General features: G+C 69.7%; 15 protein-coding genes. 2 read left to right on the forward strand and 13 right to left on the reverse strand.

All coding sequences use genetic code 11. From position 1 onward, the window contains the following. Nucleotides 1-34: 34 nt before the first annotated feature. Complete coding sequence (locus ACTWP6_RS19510; protein ID WP_443188547.1) at nucleotides 35-1,546, reverse strand: carboxylesterase/lipase family protein; 1,512 nt, start codon at nucleotides 1,544-1,546, stop codon at nucleotides 35-37. A 73-nt stretch (nucleotides 1,547-1,619) separates the two neighbouring features. Here ACTWP6_RS19510 and ACTWP6_RS19515 point away from each other — a divergent pair, with 73 nt between their 5' ends. Next, nucleotides 1,620-2,306 (forward strand): hypothetical protein, encoded by a 687-nt coding sequence (locus ACTWP6_RS19515; protein WP_443188548.1) that lies wholly within the window; start codon nucleotides 1,620-1,622, stop codon nucleotides 2,304-2,306. 7 nt (nucleotides 2,307-2,313) lie between these two features. Here the strand turns inward: ACTWP6_RS19515 and ACTWP6_RS19520 are convergent, their stop codons facing one another. The 4 genes from ACTWP6_RS19520 to ACTWP6_RS19535 form a co-directional block, all read right to left on the reverse strand. Next, entirely contained in the window at nucleotides 2,314-2,892 is a 579-nt protein-coding gene (locus tag ACTWP6_RS19520; RefSeq protein ID WP_443188549.1) for a hypothetical protein, read from the reverse strand. A gap of 67 nt (nucleotides 2,893-2,959) precedes the next feature. Beyond that, complete coding sequence (locus ACTWP6_RS19525; protein WP_443188550.1) at nucleotides 2,960-3,679, reverse strand: hypothetical protein; 720 nt, start codon at nucleotides 3,677-3,679, stop codon at nucleotides 2,960-2,962. A gap of 71 nt (nucleotides 3,680-3,750) precedes the next feature. Then, the gene (locus ACTWP6_RS19530) at nucleotides 3,751-4,977 is read right to left on the reverse strand and encodes an alpha/beta fold hydrolase (protein WP_443188551.1); all 1,227 of its coding nucleotides are present in this window, start codon (nucleotides 4,975-4,977) and stop codon (nucleotides 3,751-3,753) included. A gap of 43 nt (nucleotides 4,978-5,020) precedes the next feature. After that, on the reverse strand, nucleotides 5,021-5,371 hold the full coding sequence (locus ACTWP6_RS19535; RefSeq protein WP_443188552.1) for a hypothetical protein: 351 nt from the start codon (nucleotides 5,369-5,371) through the stop codon (nucleotides 5,021-5,023). Nucleotides 5,372-5,517: 146 nt separating this feature from the next. On the opposite strand from ACTWP6_RS19535, the gene rbpA reads away from it, so the two are divergent. After that, nucleotides 5,518-5,856, forward strand: a complete 339-nt coding sequence (gene rbpA / locus ACTWP6_RS19540; protein WP_260753282.1) for an RNA polymerase-binding protein RbpA — start codon at nucleotides 5,518-5,520, stop codon at nucleotides 5,854-5,856. Between the two features lie 16 nt (nucleotides 5,857-5,872). Here the strand turns inward: rbpA and ACTWP6_RS19545 are convergent, their stop codons facing one another. The 8 genes from ACTWP6_RS19545 to cobN form a co-directional block, all read right to left on the reverse strand. Further along, nucleotides 5,873-6,661 carry a polyprenol monophosphomannose synthase gene (locus tag ACTWP6_RS19545; protein ID WP_443188553.1) on the reverse strand — a complete coding sequence of 263 codons (789 nt, stop codon included), beginning with the start codon at nucleotides 6,659-6,661 and terminating at the stop codon, nucleotides 5,873-5,875. Beyond that, the gene (gene lnt, locus ACTWP6_RS19550) at nucleotides 6,658-8,304 is read right to left on the reverse strand and encodes an apolipoprotein N-acyltransferase (RefSeq protein WP_443188554.1); all 1,647 of its coding nucleotides are present in this window, start codon (nucleotides 8,302-8,304) and stop codon (nucleotides 6,658-6,660) included. The genes ACTWP6_RS19545 and lnt overlap by 4 nt, the downstream gene beginning before the upstream one ends. After that, nucleotides 8,297-9,832, reverse strand: coding sequence for an amidohydrolase (locus ACTWP6_RS19555; RefSeq protein WP_443188572.1), 1,536 nt, complete (start codon nucleotides 9,830-9,832; stop codon nucleotides 8,297-8,299). Before ACTWP6_RS19555 ends, lnt begins: the two co-directional genes overlap by 8 nt. 41 nt (nucleotides 9,833-9,873) lie before the next feature. Further along, nucleotides 9,874-10,359 carry an FxsA family protein gene (locus ACTWP6_RS19560; protein WP_443188555.1) on the reverse strand — a complete coding sequence of 162 codons (486 nt, stop codon included), beginning with the start codon at nucleotides 10,357-10,359 and terminating at the stop codon, nucleotides 9,874-9,876. Between the two features lie 83 nt (nucleotides 10,360-10,442). Continuing rightward, nucleotides 10,443-10,832 carry a PPOX class F420-dependent oxidoreductase gene (locus ACTWP6_RS19565; RefSeq protein WP_443188556.1) on the reverse strand — a complete coding sequence of 130 codons (390 nt, stop codon included), beginning with the start codon at nucleotides 10,830-10,832 and terminating at the stop codon, nucleotides 10,443-10,445. Nucleotides 10,833-10,839: 7 nt separating this feature from the next. Next, nucleotides 10,840-11,223 (reverse strand): PPOX class F420-dependent oxidoreductase, encoded by a 384-nt coding sequence (locus ACTWP6_RS19570; protein ID WP_260753294.1) that lies wholly within the window; start codon nucleotides 11,221-11,223, stop codon nucleotides 10,840-10,842. Between the two features lie 43 nt (nucleotides 11,224-11,266). After that, a complete protein-coding gene (locus ACTWP6_RS19575) occupies nucleotides 11,267-12,562 on the reverse strand; it encodes an HNH endonuclease (RefSeq protein WP_443188557.1) in 1,296 nt (431 codons plus the stop codon). Between the two features lie 40 nt (nucleotides 12,563-12,602). Then, on the reverse strand, nucleotides 12,603-16,223 hold the full coding sequence (cobN, locus tag ACTWP6_RS19580; RefSeq protein WP_443188558.1) for a cobaltochelatase subunit CobN: 3,621 nt from the start codon (nucleotides 16,221-16,223) through the stop codon (nucleotides 12,603-12,605). Nucleotides 16,224-16,400 lie beyond the last annotated feature (177 nt).

The following is a 16,400-nucleotide window of genomic DNA, read 5'->3' on the forward strand; positions in this document are numbered from 1 at the left end:
CAGGGTGCGGCGATTACGGCAAGTCGCCCCGGTTTCAGCGCGCGGCGAGGAAGAAGTGCTCCCACGCCGTTCGCCGCTCGGCGTGCGGGTCCAGTTCGACGCGCCGGCGCCGGTCGAGCACCAGGACCGCACGCTCGTCGCGGTGGTAGCGCGGCCAGTCGTCGCCGGGCACACCGCGTTCGGCGAATCCCAGCCACCGCCGCTGCATGTCGTCTGACACCTTCGCCGCCGCACGCGAGTCAAGGCCCGCGGCGAGCAGCTTGCCGAACCGGGACCGGTACACGTCGAACACCGCGAGTAGCTCGGTGGCGTGGGTGGCGCCCATCCCGGACCAGCGCAGCGCGCGGGTGGCGTAGTCGTAGCGGTAGACGTGCGTCGGCGCGTGCGCCGAGTGCGCGTGGGCGATCTGCCACACCGCCGAGCCGAAGATGAAGTCGCCACCGAAGCGGACACAGGCTTCAGACGCCGGATACTCGGGGTAGGCGGCCAGGATGCGTTCTCGCGCATCGGGTTCGACGTGCGCCAGCAGCCGCTCGATGGCCGGCTGGTTGGTCGGCAGTAGTTTCAGGAAGCGGGTGAACAGCCGCCCCTCGTCGGCGTTGGTGCCGACGATCAGCGGTACCCGGTGCGCGCTGCCGTCGCGCATGGCCACGACGGGATCCTCCGGCAGGTACTCCGTGCCGTACGTCGGGCCGATGGCGAACGCTCCGAGCATGTCGCGCTGCCCTTCGACGACGAGCCGCTCCAGCGCGTCGACGAGTTCGGCCGGCCGAGCGCGCATCAGCGCCTGGACCGCCTCGCCGGTGGTTGCCCCGAACTGGCGGGCGAACCGCGCCGCGTAGTCCTCGGCGATCTCGGCGCTGCTGATCATCCCGCTGGCCGGACTCTGCGAAATAGCTTGGGCGAACATGCCTTCGGCCGCGGGAGTGGCCATCAGCGTCGCCACCGCGTGCGCGCCGGCGCTCTCCCCGAAGATCGTCACGTTGCCCGGATCGCCGCCGAACGCCGCGACGTTGTCGCGCACCCATCGCAGCGCCATCACGAGGTCACGCAGGAACAGGTTGTCGTCGATCGTGACCTCCGGGGTCGACAGCGACGACAGCTCCAGACACCCGAGCGCACCGAGCCGGTAGTTGACCGAAATGTAGACGCATCCCTTGCGCGCCAGGGACGCTCCGTCGTAGATCGGCGTCGCCGAGCTGCCCAGCATGTATCCGCCGCCGTGGATGAACACCATCACGGGCAGTCCCGCGCCGGCCTCGGCACGTTTCGGGGCGACCACGTTCAGTGTCAGGCAGTCCTCGCTCATCGGCTGGTATCGGCCGGGGGCCAGGAGGGTGTACATGCGCTGCTGGGGCGCGCAGGAGCCGAATCCGTGGCAGTACCGCACCCCAGGCCAGGGCTGCACCGGCTGGGGCGCCCGGTACCGCAGCGGCCCCACCGGGGGCCGGGCGTAGGGAATCGAGCGCCACCGGTTCACGCCGTCGCGCGTAAAACCCTCGACGGTGCCCGACGCAGTCTTCACCCGAACGGTGTGCTCGTGCATTCTCACGACGGTAGCGAACTCTTCCGCGGCCCGCCTCGCACTAGATGCCGTGTCGGGTCGCTAGCCTGGCCGGATGCGTATAGCTGCCCTGATCGCGATGAGCGTCCTGGCGGCGGGCTGCTCACAGTCGGTCGGCGGGGAGGCCGAACCGTCGCGGGCCGGGGAGGCGGCGCCGCCCGCCACCACCTCGGCAGCCCAGCCGGTAGCGCCGCCGCCGAACCGTTCCGGCGCGCCGACGGCGGCCGCGTCGATCGATCAGGTCATCGGCTGGATCGAGGCGGGCCCGGCCGCGGACTCGGCAGGCTTCCACGTCGCGTTCCGTGACGGTGTGACCACCCGTTTGGGCGACGACATCGCCTTCACCGCGCCGTCCGGGGCGCCGCACTCCGACACCCAGTGCGTCACCGGCCCCGCGGGCCCGATGACGTGCCTGCTCGACCTCACGTCGCCTCCACCGCGGCCGGCACAGGCCGAGGGCAGGTGGAAACCGGGGTGGGTGGAATTCACGGGGACCGACCTGACGGTCGGCGCACTGCGCGGCGACCCGGGCCCGTTCCTCAACGGTTCCGGTGCGGAACTACCCGTCGGGCAGTCGCTGACCATCGGTGACAACCGCTGCCGCAGCGACGCGTCGGGGCTGTTCTGCGTCAACTACGCGCACCGCGCGGCGGTCCGGCTCGCCGCCGACGGCGTGGTCGCGTTCGGGTGCCTGGCCGAGGTCACCCCGCCGGAGGGGTCGGCGAGGTCGTACCGCTGCTGAACCCGGGTCATCCCGCGCCCTGACGGGCTCTCTCCCTGGCCCGGGCCGGGTAGGCCTGCGTCATCCCGACTGCGCCGATGATGACCACCACCGGGATGACGGCCTTGGTGAGGTGGACGGTCGACGGCGCCGTCGCGGCCAGGAATCCCAGCACCGCGATCAGCGCGAACACCAGCGCCCACATCAGCGTCAGCACCTGGTTGGTACGCCGGAAGGCGAGCGCCTCCCGGTTCCCGCGGGCCGCCCCGGCCGGGGCGTACTGCGCGGTGAACGGCTCGAAGGCCAGCGAGATCAGCGCCATGGCCGCGAGCACCCCGCTGGAGAGCGTCGTCGCGTAGGTGTCCATCCAGTCGCGGTCCGCGGCGCCGAGGACCAACCCGGCGATGGTCACACCGGCGAAGAACACCACGGTGACCACGTCGAGCAACCTCAGGCCGGCGAACCCGGCCGACATCCCCATGATCAGCGTCGCGATCACCGCGCAGACCGCGCCGAACATCCAGGTGCTCGGCCCGTCGGCGACCACCCAGTAGATGATCCACGGGACAAAGCCGACGAAGGGGCTGCGCTCGAACCAATCGTCCACCCGGTCAGCTTCGCCTACATCGTCACGTCCGGCGACGCTTCGCCCAGGAAGCACAGCGCGGGCCGGCTCAGTTGAGCCGGAACGTCCCGGTGACCAGTGTCGGGGTCACGGCGACACCGTTGATGGTGGCGCGGGGGGCGCCGTCGGACCCGAACTCGATCGGGCCGGCAGGTGACAGGTTCCGCGTGTTGCGGACCTTGTCACGGACGTCGAAGTCGCTGAGCTCGTCGAGGTTGAACGGGTCGAAATTGCGGTCGCCCTGGGCGAACCCGCTGAACTGCACTCCGGTGGCAGAGCCGTCGGGACGCACCACCCACGAGGCACGCACCCCGTCCGAATCCGCGGTGTACATACCCGCCACCCCGGACACCGATGCGGCGGTGAAGGCGTACTCGACGCCGTTCATCGTGACCTCGCCCGTGACATCGTCGCCGTGGTACTCGGCGACGAGCGTGTCCCGGAACCGGGACTTCAGGTCGATGCCGCCGTCGGACTGGTCGCCGAAGAACCATGCCTCGTCGTCGACGCCGTTGCATGCGTAGGCCGCGACGGACGGGCCGTCGACGCTGATTCCGATCGTCATGGTCTTGCCGTCGGCGGCGGCCATGTCGGCCATATAACGCGCGGACGCGGGAAACGGTGCGGCGGGCGGGGATTCGGCGGTCTGCGCGGTCGGCGCCGGCGGCGACGGCGACGCGGTCTGGGTGGTCGAACCGTTGGTGCAGGCGGTGGTCAGCGCCATCAGGGCGCCGATCCCGACCAGCACGGGGCGGAGGCGATTTCTCATGCGCTCAGCATTGTCGGCGGCAGCGGGCGGTGCTTGGAGATTCGGTGGAGATTGCGTGGAGATGTGCGCGCTCAGGCAGCCAGAAAGGCCTCGACCTGCGCGCAGAACACCCGCCATGCCGGCTCGGTACCGGTGAGGAGGTGGTTGTTGCTCGCGAGCGCAATCAGGCCGGCTCCCGGGATCAGCGCAGCCAGCTCCTCACCACAACGCATCGGCACGCGGTGGTCGTCACGGGAGTGCAGCACCAGCGTCGGGCAGCGGATGCGGCCGCACTGTTCGCGGACGTCGATGCGGCCGAACTCCTCCAGGAACCGCACCGCGTTGGACGGCGAGGTGGTGCGCCGCGCAAGCTGGTCGAACGCCTCCCAGTCCGCACGGCTGCCGTCCGGCAGGAACTGGGTGGCGAAAACCTGCCGGAAGGCCGGGTCATCGCGCCCCCACCCGACCCTGGCGAGGTCGAGATCGAGTGCGGCTGCCCGCTTTTCGTCGTCGGAATGCGCCCTTACCCCGCGACCGGTGGCGTACGCCCCGCACAGCACCAAGTGGGTGACCCGATCGGGGTGACGGGCGGCGTAGGCCACCGCGACAGCGCCACCTTGGGACACGCCGAGCAGCGGGAACCGATCCAGGCCGACGGCCTCGACCACGGACTCCAGGTCGGTCACCCAGTCGGCGAACGTGAACCCGCCGACGTCCCAGTCCGACAGGCCGCATCCGCGTTCGTCGTAGCGGATGAAACGGTGCCGCGCGGACAGCTCGCGCACCCAGTGCCGCCACACCGGGCTCTCGATGTCGTAGCCGAGGTGCGTCATCCAGTTCGCCGCTCGGACCAGCGGCGGCCCCTCGCCCGAGACGGCGTAGGCCAGCCGCGCACCGTCGGCGGCCCTGGTGAAGGCGATGTGCTGCTGCGGCGGCTCGGACTCGGGCTCGGCGGGAGCCGCGACAGGATCAGCCGCAGCGTGCAGGTTGCCGACGAACTGATAACCGCGCCCGCGGATGGTGCGAATGTAGCGTTGCGACTCGCCGTCGTCGCCGAGTGCGCGCCGAGCTGCTTTGATGCGGCTGGTCAGAGCCGCCTCGCCGACGAAGCGGCCGCCCCAGACGGTGTCGAAGAGCTCGTTCTTGGTGACGAAACGCTGGTGATTGCTGACCAGGTGGGTCAGCACGTCGAATACCTGGGGCTCGACCCGGATCACCCGGTCGCCGCACCGGAGTTCGTAGCGGCCCGCATCGAGAACGAAATCGTCCCATCGCCACACTCGCAGCGACGGGGGAAGCGCGGAATCTGCGCTGGTCACGCGATAAGAGTAGCGGCGACAGCACCTGCTCGCCGGGCCTCGCTCAGCGCCAGCCGTCGGCTTCCCGCGCCGCCCGCATCACCGCGTCACACAGCTCCTTCAGTTCTGCGGGGTCGGCGCCCTCGTCGAGCGCGATCGCCATGTCCTCGGCCGCACACCGCACCTGATACACCCGGTCGGACAACTCGGAGGCCTCCTCGGCGGACAGCACCACCGCATCAGGTGGAACCGACGTGCCCTTGACCATGGCGCGCTGCTCGTAGGCCCGCTGCCGGCAGGACTGTCTGCAGTATTGACGGCGGCGCCCGAGCCCGGCGTCGGCGACTTCCCGCCCACACCACCGACAGCTCTGCGGACGCCTGCGGGTGCTGGTTTGGGGGCTCAGCGACGTCATGGGCCAGACTGTAGACGGGCCTGCCCCGGAATCCCGGTATCATCGACGGTCGAGTCGGGAACTCTGTGAGGCGTATCTGCGTTGAAAAGAGGTCCTTGGTTCGCCTCCGGCGAAGTCCGGACCCAATCGCTACAGAGGAGTTGACGATGGCTGATCGTGTCTTGAGGGGCAGCCGCCTCGGAGCCGTGAGCTACGAGACGGACCGCAACCACGACTTGGCGCCACGTCAGGTCGCCCGTTACCGCACCGACAACGGCGAGGAGTTCGACGTCCCGTTCGCCGACGACGCCGAGATTCCCGGCACCTGGCTGTGCCGCAACGGCCTCGAGGGCACCCTGATCGAGGGTGACGTTCCGGAGCCGAAGAAGGTCAAGCCTCCCCGCACCCACTGGGACATGCTGCTGGAGCGCCGTTCGATCGAGGAACTCGAGGAACTGCTCAAGGAGCGCCTCGAGATCGTCAAGACCCGCCGCCGCGGGAACTGAGAACCGCGGGCCCGCCTCAGCGGGCCACGCCGCGCGCCCGGTCCAGCCGGGCGCGCAGGCCCCACTGTGCGACCTTGAAGATCGCCTCCCGGATCGTCGATCCGTCCATCTTCGACACCCCGTGCTCACGTTCGGTGAACGTGATCGGCACCTCGACGACGGTGAAACCGGCGTTGATCGACCGCCACGTCAGGTCGACCTGGAACCCGTACCCCTTGGTGTCGACCGCACCGAGATCGATCTTCTCCAACACCTCGCGGCGGTACGCCCGGTAGCCGGCGGTGATGTCGTGGATGTCCACCCCGAGCAGGATGCGCGAGTAGCCGTTGGCGGTGCGCGACAGCACCAGCCGTCGCCGGGGCCAGTTGACCACCTCGCCACCGTCGACGTAGCGCGAGCCGATCACGACGTCGGCGCCCGCGTCGACGGCGCGCAGCAGCCGGTCGAGCTGCTCCGGAGGATGACTACCGTCGGCATCCATCTCGACGAGCACGGTGTACTGCCGGCCCAACCCCCACGCGAAGCCGGCCAGGTACGCCGCGCCCAGGCCTTCCTTGGCGCTGCGGTGCAGGACATGGACCCTGTCGGGGTCTGCGACGGCTAGCTCGTCGGCCAGCTGACCCGTGCCGTCGGGGCTGTCGTCATCGACGATCAGCACGTGCACGTCCGGCTGCGCCTCATGGACACGCCTGACGATCAGCGGGAGGTTCTGCCGCTCGTTGTACGTCGGGATGATGACCAGGGTGCGGCGCGTGGGACGCACACCGGTTGCGGAGCCGTCGCTCATGCCACCGGGGACGCTCATGGGGCTCCTTTGTCGTCGTCGGTGGTCGATCGCCGACCCCTGAATCTTGCGGGCACGAATGAACCATTGTGCAGCATCGCCCCGAGAAGACCCGCAACGCCGAGGGCGACCAGCACCCCTTCGAGGTAAGGGCCGAACCGGGTCGCGGGCGTCAGCGAGGTCTTCAACCGGATCTGCCGGTCCAGATAGGCCGGTTCGAACCACTCGGTGCGGGCAATCTCGCGGCCGTCGGGCGTGATCACCGCGCTGATGCCGGTGGTGCCTGCGACGACGACGAAGCGGTCGTGCTCGACGGCGCGCAGCCGGCCGAAGGCCAGCTGCTGTTCGCTCATCGCCTCGTTGAACGTCGCATTGTTGCTCGGCACGGCCAAGAACTGGGCGCCGGCGCGCACCGATTCGCGGGCCGCACGGTCGAAGATGACCTCCCAGCAGGTGGTGATGCCCACCAACATGCCCGCGGCATGGACCACGCCGTCACCGTCACCGGGAATGAAGTAGCCGGCGCGGTCAGCGTACGACGACAGCTTCCGGAAGAAGTCGCGCCACGGCAGGTACTCGCCGAAGGGCTGCACGATCCGCTTGTCGTGACGGTCGGCCGGACCGGTCCCGGGATTCCACACGATCACGGTGTTGGTCGACGCCGGATCGGCGCGGCTGCGACCGGGTGCGGCCACCACCCCACCGACCAGGATCGGTGCACCGATGGCGTCGGCGGCCTTCGAGATCTCTTGTGCAGCATCGGGATTGGCGAGCGGGTCGATGTCGGAGGAATTCTCCGGCCAGATCACCAGCATCGGGCGGGCGGCCTTGCCGCCCCGGACGTCGTCGGCCAACCGCAGAGTCTCGCTCACGTGGTTGTCCAGCACGGCCCGGCGCTGGGCGTTGAAGTCCAGCCCGAGCCGCGGCACGTTTCCCTGCACGGCCGCGACGGTGACCAGCGGTTCGTCGGCGACCCCGAGACCGGCCTTGCGCACGTTCGGCCAGGCCAGCGTCGCGGCGAGCAGCACCGCGGTGATACACAGCCCAGGCAGCACCACCGCAGGCGGCGTGGCCGCGCGGGCCCGCGTGTCCCGCCGCCACCAGGCGACGACCTCCAGGATCAGCGCGGCCAGGCTGAAAGAGACCAGAACGACGGCGAAGGACACCAGCGGGGCGCCACCGACGTAGGCCAGCGGCAGCAGCGGGCTCTCGGTCTGCGAAAAGCCGACCACCCCCCAGGGAAATCCGCCGAACGGCACCGTGGACTTCAGCCATTCCTGCGCCGACCAGAGCCCGGCGAACCACAGCGGCCAACCCGGCAGCTTCCTGACAACCACCGCCAGGAGTCCGAACAGCGCGGGGAACAGCGCCTCGGCGGCACTGAGCGCCACCCAGGGCAGCGCCCCGACCAGCCCGCTGATCCACGGGAGCAGCGGCAGGTAGAACGCGAGCCCGAACAACAGGCCGTACCCCGCACCACCGGCGGCCGTGGTCGACCTCCGCGTCAGCACCCAGCCCAGCAGCGCGAACCCCGGGATCGCGGCGTACCACCAGCCGAAAGGCGGGAAGCTCACACACAGCAGCAGACCGGCGCCGATCGTCACGGCCAGCTCGTGCCAGCGGTCGGCGACCGCGCGCCCGAACCGCGAGAGAACGTCAGCCATGAAGAACGCGCCCCCGGTGCACTGTCTGCCGGCACCGCGGGAGGTCGCCGTCCAGCCTGGGCAGCACCGGCACCCGGGAGCGCGGGTCGGTAGACCAACGCTGCACCGCGTCGGCGGGTGCGCTGACGTCGAACTCCTCGGCATCCCAGACCGCGTAGGTGGCGGGGGCACCCGGGACCAGCGTGCCGGTGACGCCGTCGCGGACGCCGCCGGCGCGCCAGGCGCCGCGGGTTGCCGCCGCGAACGCGGCGCGCGCCGAGACAGCGCTTCCGGGAGTGTGGTGGGTGGTCGCGGCCCGGACCGTCGCCCACGGGTTCATGTCCGTGACCGGGGTGTCGGACCCGAACGCCAAAGGCACACCCCGGGACGCCAGCACCGCGAAATTGTTCAGTCCCGCGGCCCGCTTCTCCCCGAGGCGGCGGGCGTACATGCCGTCCGTGCCGCCCCATAACGCATCGAAATTCGGTTGCATGCTCGCGATCACGCCCCACCTGCCGAGCTTGCCGGCCTGCTCTTCGGTGACCATCTCCAGGTGTTCCAGCCGGTGCCCGCAGCGCGCCACCGCCGCGACGCCGAACCGTTCGACGACGGCCTCCAGCGCGGTGGTGACAGCAGTGACGGCGGCGTCGCCGATGACATGGAAACCCGCGGTGATGCCGGCTTCGGTGCAGGCGGTCAGGTGCGCGGTGACGGCGTCGGCGTCGAGGTAGCTGTTACCGGTGGGCGCCGGGCAGTCGGCGGGCACGTCGGCGTACGGCTCATGCAGCCACGCGGTCCGCGAACCGAGCGCGCCGTCGACGAAGAGGTCACCGGCCAGGCCGCGCGCCTCGGTGGACGCCAACAGTTCGCGCGCTCGTTCGGCATCGGCAACCGGTTCGCCCCAGTAGCCGACGATCTCGACGCCGTGCCGGTGGGCGCGCAGCTCCCGCCAGTCGTCGAGGCCGCCGATCTGCGGGCCGGCGCACTCGTGCACGGCGGCGATGCCCGACGCGGCTGCGGCGTCGAGGGCGGCCTGCCTGGCGTCGCGGCGCTGCGCTGCGGTCAGCTGTTCGCGGGCGGCACGGCGGACGGTGTGGTGGGCGTCGGCGGTCAGTGGGACGCCGTCGGCGACACCGGCGGTCCGGCGCAGGTGGGTCGAGGCCACCGCCGAGTGCACGTCAACGCGGGCGAGGTAGGCCGGCCGTTGCCCAACCGCGGCGTCGACGTCCGCGGTGCCCGGTGCGGTGCGCTCCGGCCAGCGCGATTCGTCCCAGCCCTGTCCCCACACGACCCCGTCGGGATGGCTTCGGGCGTAGTCGGCGAGCAGGTCCAGACAGTGCCGCAGCGACGCCGCACCGCGCAGGTCCAGGCCGCTCAGGGCGAGACCGGTCGCGGTGGTGTGAACGTGGCTGTCGACGAAGGCGGGTGCGACGAATCCACCGTCGAGGTCGACGACCCTCGCGTCGGGGAACTGGGTGCGCCCTACGTCGTCGCTGCCCAACCAGGCGACGATGCCGTCCCGGACCGCCATCGCGGTCGCGTCGGGCATGGTCGGGCTGTGCACACGACCGTTGAGCAGAAGCGTGGTGGTCACTCGGGCAGTCGGGGCCGCTCGGGCCGCACCTCGACGTCGTCGATGACCTCGACCACTTCACCGTCGATGTAGTCGCCACGCCCGGCGCGGCCCGCGGCGGCCGACCCGACGGTGCTCACACCGACGATCAGCGGGGCGCGGCGCGCGGCCATCGCGGTGACGACAGGTCGGGCTGCGGCGCGGGTCGGCGGAAGCAGCAGCAGCGCGCCGAGGACGGAACTGGCCATGCCGGGAATCACGACGAGCACGGTACCGAGCGCCACCAACAGGCTGTCGGTGACCGCCCCTTGCGCGTCGGCCAGCGTGAGTCCGGACCGCAACCGACGTAGTTGACGGCGCAGCTGCGAACCGGCCAGGACCAGGCCGAGCAGGAATGTGCCTGCGAACAGCAGCACGGTCCAGCCGAAACCAATCGTCGAGGTCAGCGCCACCAAAACCGCCAACTCGAGCACCGCGTAGACCAGGAACAGCCGCATCGCCATAGTGTGCCAACGCGCGGGCGCCGCCGCGGGTTCCAGGTCGGTTTTCCGGCAGGAGTCGGGTCTCGGTCAGGAAAGGCGCACGGTCAAGGCGCGGCCTCGACCTCGATCGCGGCGTGCACCTTGTCGACACCTCCGCGCAGAATCGCCTGCGGGACCCACCACCACGCGTGCCACCAGTACCGGCGCGTCACCATGTCGAACACCCGCCGGGTCTCGGACTTCGGCAGATTGCGGGCCACGGCCTCCACGGGTTCGCCCTTCGCTTTGCCGAGCACGCCGCACTTCTGGATGGTGACCCGCGGTGTGTTGTTGATCCGCTTGGTCTTCCACGAGCCGTCGTCGGTGCTGATGAGCAGCTTGTCACCGTGCGGCACGCCCCACACCGGGGTGGGCTTGGGCCGGCCGTCCTTGGTGAAGGTGGTCAGCAACAGGTACTTCTCGCGGTAGACGTCCTTGAACGTCGGAGCTGCCATGAGCCCTCTAATTGACCGGTCGCAGCTCGATCGAAACGTTCTTCTCCATGCCGCCGCGCAGCTTGGAGAAGAAGTTGAACGTCTTTCCGAGCAACCCGTAGCGTTTGCCGAGCGCGTCGTAGGTCGCGCCGTTGGCGGACTTGTCGAGGATCCTCGCCGTCGCCTCGACCGCGTCGCCCTTGGGCTTGCCCGCGCGGTCACACGGCGCGATGGTCACCCGCGCGGTGTTGCGGATCCGCTTGACCTTCCACGACTGCTCCTGCGTGATCGCGATCAGTCCGTCGCCGGCCGGGGCCGCCCAGATGGCCGTCGGCTTGGGCCTGCCGTCCTTGGTGAAGGTGGTCAGCAGGATGTACTCGGACTTTGCGACATCGGCGAAGGTGGCGGTCATGCCGCCAATGTAACGGCACGCCGCGAGGTGATGCCTGCCGCGATTACGCGGCGTCGAAGGTGATGAGGTCGATGGTGAGTTTGCCTTCGAGGAGGCTGAGGCGGCGGCGGACCGGTGGGCCGGGTAGTTGGGGTGCGCTGGTGCGGTAGATCGCTGCGGTGGGGGTGGGGAACTCGGCGGTGTGCTCACCGTCTTGTTCGTCGGTGCTGACCTGCCAGCCGGGGGCTTCCTTGGCGTAATTGCACGCCTCGCACATCCCGAGCCCGTTGCGCGCGCTGGTCGGCCCGCCGGCCCGATCGGGTGTGGCGTGGTCGTGGTGACGGATCACGGCGTTGCAGTACGGGGTGCGGCAGGTGCGGTCGCGGCGCTCGAGCAGCTGCGCCAACCCTTTCGGGAAGATCCGGGCGGCCGATTCCATCGCCACCAACTGCCCACTGTCGGGATGGCGGTAGAGCCGGCGCAGGCTGGCTTTGGGTTGGGCATCAGCAACCGCATCGGCGGTCAACGCCCGGCAGAACCCGGCCGGGACCGGGCCGTACCCGTCCAGCCAGCCCAGCTCGTCGTCATCACCGGCCAGGGTGGTATCGGCCATCACCAGATTCAGTGCGATCGGCACCGGCCCGGCAGCGGGATGCCCGGTGACCCGTTCATAGATCGTCTCGGCCATCACCTGCCCACGCGGGCGCCCGTCCCCGCTGGTGTCGGCGGCGCGTTTGCACGCCGCATACAGCCCGACCCCCTGGGCCAGCGGCAGCCGCACCGTGACGTAGACCATGGTGTTGGGGGCCGGCCGGCACGACACCGCACAATCGGCGGCGCTGCTGTTGATCCGTGCCACCACCGCGGCGGCGTCCAGGCGGGCGGTGATCTTCTTGGCCTCGGCCTCCACGCGCTTGTTGCCCCACCCCGCCAACCGCGACGGATCGGCACACAGCTCTTCATCGAGTGCGCGGCGATGCTGCACCGACAGGCAGGCGGATTCCCGCACGATCAGGGTGGCCCGCCATTCCGAGAGCGCCCCGCACGCCAGCGCGGCCAACGTGTAGGGCATCTCCTCGACCAGGGCCTGGGCGAACCCGAGATGGCGGCCCCCGCACACCGGGGCATCACGGCGAGCCAACGCGATCTCAGAGGCCAACCCTTTCCCGCGCCGATCGGCGCGGATCCCGGCGGCGTCCTCGGCGGCGCGGCGTTTGGCCGCCCACAACGCGGTCGCGCGGGCCTGGGCGGCGGCCGCGGCCGACTTCAGCGCCTCACACCGCTCGACCACCGCCCGCAACTCGGCCTGCGACGCCCCCTCATCAACATCGAAATCGACATCGAACACACTTTCGAACATAAACCCGACGCTACAACCACCCACCGACAGTGATTCCGGGTCAGCCTTCGAGATCGCCTTCGGTCTCGAGAAGCACCTGCTTCAGCCCGTCCAGGGTGCTCTGCTCGGGCGCAGCCCACATGCCCCGCCCTGCCGCCTCCAGCAACCGCTCGGCCATGCCGTGCAGAGCCCACGGGTTGGACTCGGACATGAACTTGCGGTTCTCGTCGTCCAGTACATAACTCTGCGAGAGCTGCTCGTACATCCAGTCGGCCATCACACCCGCGGTGGCGTCGTAGCCGAACAGGTAGTCCACCGTGGCTGCCATCTCGAACGCCCCCTTGTACCCGTGGCGCCGCATGGCGTTGATCCACCGCGGGTTGACCACCCGGGCGCGGAACACGCGCGTGGTCTCCTCGGACAGCGTGCGGGTGCGCACCGCGTCGGGACGGGTGTTGTCGCCGATGTAGGCGGCCGGGTCTTTTCCGGTCAGCGCGCGCACCGTGGCCACCATGCCGCCGTGGTACTGGAAATAGTCGTCTGAGTCGGCGATGTCGTGCTCCCGGGTGTCGGTGTTCTTGGCCGCCACCGCAATTCGCTTGTACGCCCGGTTCATCTCGTCGGTGGCCGGGGCGCCGTCGAGCCCACGGCCGTAGGCGAATCCACCCCACGCGGTGTACACCGCCGCCAGATCTGCGTCGTCGCGCCAGTTGCGGCTGTCGATCAACTGCAGCAGACCCGCGCCGTAAGTGCCCGGTTTGGATCCGAAAATCCTTGTGGTGGCACGGCGTTGGTCACCGTGATCGGAGAGGTCGGCCTGGGCGTGCGCCCGCACGTAGTTGTCCTCCGCGGGTTCGTCGAGACCGGCGACGAGCTGTACCGCGTCGTCGAGCATCGACACCACGTGCGGGAACGCGTCGCGGAAGAACCCCGAGATACGCACAGTGACGTCGATGCGCGGGCGGCCCAGCTCGGCCGTCGGGATCGCCTCCAGATCGACGACCCGGCGCGACGCGTCGTCCCAGATGGGCCGCACCCCCAACAGCGCGAGTACTTCGGCGATGTCGTCGCCGGCGGTGCGCATCGCCGAGGTGCCCCACACCGACAGACCCACCGATTCCGGCCAGCGGCCGTAGTCGGTGCGGTACCGCTCCAGCAGTGAATCCGCCATGGCCACACCGGTTTCCCAGGCCAGCCGCGATGGCACCGCTTTGGGGTCCACCGAGTAGAAGTTGCGCCCGGTGGGCAGCACGTTGACCAGGCCGCGCAGTGGGGAGCCAGACGGACCCGATGCGATGAAACGGCCCTCGAGCGCGCGCAGGATCTGCTCGACCTCGCCGGCGGTCCCGGCCAGCCGTGGCACCACCTCGGTCGCGGCGAACTTCAGGATCGCCGCGACGTCCGCGTCATCGGTGAGGGTGTCGACGACGTCGGCGTCCCAGCCGCTGTCCTGCAGCGCCGCAACCAGTTCGCGGGCGCGAGCCTCGGCGGCGTCGACGGCCGTGCGTTCATCGTGTCCGTCCTCGGCCAGGCCGAGCGCCTGCCGTAGACCCGGCACCGTCTGTTCACCGCCGAACAGCTGGCGGGCCCGCAGGATCGCCAGCACCAGGTCGAGTTCCGCTTCCCCCGCTGGAGTTTGACCGAGGATGTGCAGGCCGTCGCGGATCTGGACGTCTTTGATCTCGCACAGCCAGCCGTCGACGTGCAGCAGCATGTCGTCGAAGGTGTCCTCGTCGGGCCGGTCTTCCAGGCCCAGGTCATGGTCCATCTTCGCCGCCCGCATCAGCGTCCAGATCTGCTGACGGATCGCGGGCAGCTTGCCGGGGTCCAGCGCGGAGATGTTGGCGTGCTCGTCGAGGAGCTGCTCCAGACGTGCGATGTCGCCGTAGGTTTCGGCCCGGGCCATCGGCGGGATCAGGTGGTCGACCAGCGTGGCGTGTGCGCGCCGTTTGGCCTGGGTGCCTTCGCCGGGATCGTTGACCAGGAACGGGTAGATCAGCGGCAGGTCCCCCAGCGCTGCGTCCGTGCCGCACGCCGCGGACATGCCGAGTGTCTTGCCGGGCAGCCACTCCAGGTTTCCGTGCTTGCCGAGGTGCACGACCGCGTCAGCCCGGAACGTGGTGTCAATCCAGCGGTAGGCGGCCAGATAATGGTGGCTGGGCGGCAGATCGGGGTCGTGGTAGATCGCGACGGGGTTCTCGCCGAACCCCCGGGGCGGCTGAACCATCAGCACGATGTTGCCGGCCTGCATGGCCGCGATCACGATCTCGCCCTCGGGGTCGGCGCTTCGGTCGACGAACAACTCACCCGGCGGCGGACCCCAATGTTCGACCACGGCGTCGGCGAACTCGGCGGGCAACGTCTCGAACCAGACCCGATAATCCTTGGCGGACACCCTGATCGGGTTGCCGGACAGCTGTCCCTCGGTGAGCCAGTCGGCGTCTTGGCCCCCGCGTTCGATCAGTGCGTGCATCAGCGCGTCACCGTCGCCGGATGCGATGATGGTGCTCAGCGCACCGGCCTCTAGACCGTAGTCGCCGCCTACGTCGTAACCGGCGTCCTTCATCGCGTTCAGAAGTGCGATGGCACTGGCCGGGGTGTCCAGCCCGACCGCGTTGCCGATGCGGGCGTGCTTGGTCGGGTACGCCGAGAACACCAGCGCGACTCGCTTGTCGGCGGGCGCGATGGACCGCAGTCGCGCGTGCCGGACGGCCAGGCCTGCCACCCGGGCACAGCGTTCAGGGTCGGCGACATAGGAGATCAGTCCCTCGTCGTCGATCTCCTTGAACGAGAACGGAACCGTGATGATGCGGCCGTCGAACTCGGGCACCGCCACCTGGGTGGCGACGTCCAGCGGCGACAACCCGTCGTCGTTGGACTCCCACTGCGTACGCGAACTCGTCAGGCACAGGCCCTGCAAGATCGGAATATCCAGTGCGGCAAGGTGTGCCACGTTCCACGCATCGTCGGCGCCGCCCGCTCCGACGGCGGCCGGGGTGGCTCCGCCCGCGGCCAGCACAGTGGTGACGAGCGCATCGGCAGTGCCGAGCAACTCGATCAGCGCGTCGTCGGCGGTGCGCAGCGACGCACAGAACACCGGAAGTGCCACTCCCCCGGCGTTTTCAATGGCGTCACAGAGCGCCTCGACGTAACCGGTGTTGCCGGCCAGGTGCTGGGCGCGGTAGTAAAGCACCGCCACGGTCGGGCCACCCGGGCCGGCAGACGGACGTTCGAGCACGCCCCAGCTTGGCGTCGAGCTCGGTTCGGCGAACCCGAAACCGGTCATCAGCAGCGTGTCCGATAGGAACGCGTGCAGATTCGCCAGGTTGTCGGTGCCGCCCTGTGCGAGGTAGATGTGGGCCTGCAGGGCCACCCCGGCCGGCGTGGTCGAGTGGTTCATCAGGTCCGCGTCGGGCGTCTGTTCACCGCTGACCACGATCGCCGGCACACCGCTGGCGACCACTGCGTCGATTCCGTCCTCCCAGGCCCGGTAGCCGCCGAGGATCCGCACGACAACGATGTCGGCGTCGCCGAGCAGGTCCTCGAGTTCGCCCTCGACCAGCCGTGACGGGTTGGCCCAGCGGTACGAGGCGCCGCTGGCACGGGCCGTGATCAGGTCGGTGTCCGAGGTGGACAGGAGCAGAACGGTCGGCGGAGCCTGGGCGGGGGCGGGCGCAGTCACCCCCTATTCGTACCTGACCGATTCAGCCGTGCCAGCGGCCGTACCAGGTCTGCCGGTACGGCGTGCCGATGGCGGCGACGAACGCGACGATCACTGCGGTGAAAACGATGAATGCCAGCATTGCCATTCCTCTCAGGCTTCCCGCGTCTTCACCGCGGGTCCGGTAGCGAAACGGTA

This window comes from Mycobacterium sp. 4D054 (assembly GCF_052245755.1).
GTDB lineage: Bacteria > Actinomycetota > Actinomycetes > Mycobacteriales > Mycobacteriaceae > Mycobacterium.

Coding starts and splice junctions, on each gene's coding strand:
- ACTWP6_RS19510 (WP_443188547.1), bottom strand. CDS start 1,546: ATGCACGAGCACACCGTTCGGGTGAAGACTGCGTCGGGCACCGTCGAG.
- ACTWP6_RS19515 (WP_443188548.1), top strand. CDS start 1,620: ATGCGTATAGCTGCCCTGATCGCGATGAGCGTCCTGGCGGCGGGCTGC.
- ACTWP6_RS19525 (WP_443188550.1), bottom strand. CDS start 3,679: ATGAGAAATCGCCTCCGCCCCGTGCTGGTCGGGATCGGCGCCCTGATG.
- ACTWP6_RS19535 (WP_443188552.1), bottom strand. CDS start 5,371: ATGACGTCGCTGAGCCCCCAAACCAGCACCCGCAGGCGTCCGCAGAGC.
- rbpA (WP_260753282.1), top strand. CDS start 5,518: ATGGCTGATCGTGTCTTGAGGGGCAGCCGCCTCGGAGCCGTGAGCTAC.
- ACTWP6_RS19545 (WP_443188553.1), bottom strand. CDS start 6,661: ATGAGCGTCCCCGGTGGCATGAGCGACGGCTCCGCAACCGGTGTGCGT.
- lnt (WP_443188554.1), bottom strand. CDS start 8,304: ATGGCTGACGTTCTCTCGCGGTTCGGGCGCGCGGTCGCCGACCGCTGG.
- ACTWP6_RS19555 (WP_443188572.1), bottom strand. CDS start 9,832: ATGCCCGACGCGACCGCGATGGCGGTCCGGGACGGCATCGTCGCCTGG.
- ACTWP6_RS19560 (WP_443188555.1), bottom strand. CDS start 10,359: ATGGCGATGCGGCTGTTCCTGGTCTACGCGGTGCTCGAGTTGGCGGTT.
- ACTWP6_RS19565 (WP_443188556.1), bottom strand. CDS start 10,832: ATGGCAGCTCCGACGTTCAAGGACGTCTACCGCGAGAAGTACCTGTTG.
- ACTWP6_RS19570 (WP_260753294.1), bottom strand. CDS start 11,223: ATGACCGCCACCTTCGCCGATGTCGCAAAGTCCGAGTACATCCTGCTG.
- ACTWP6_RS19575 (WP_443188557.1), bottom strand. CDS start 12,562: ATGTTCGAAAGTGTGTTCGATGTCGATTTCGATGTTGATGAGGGGGCG.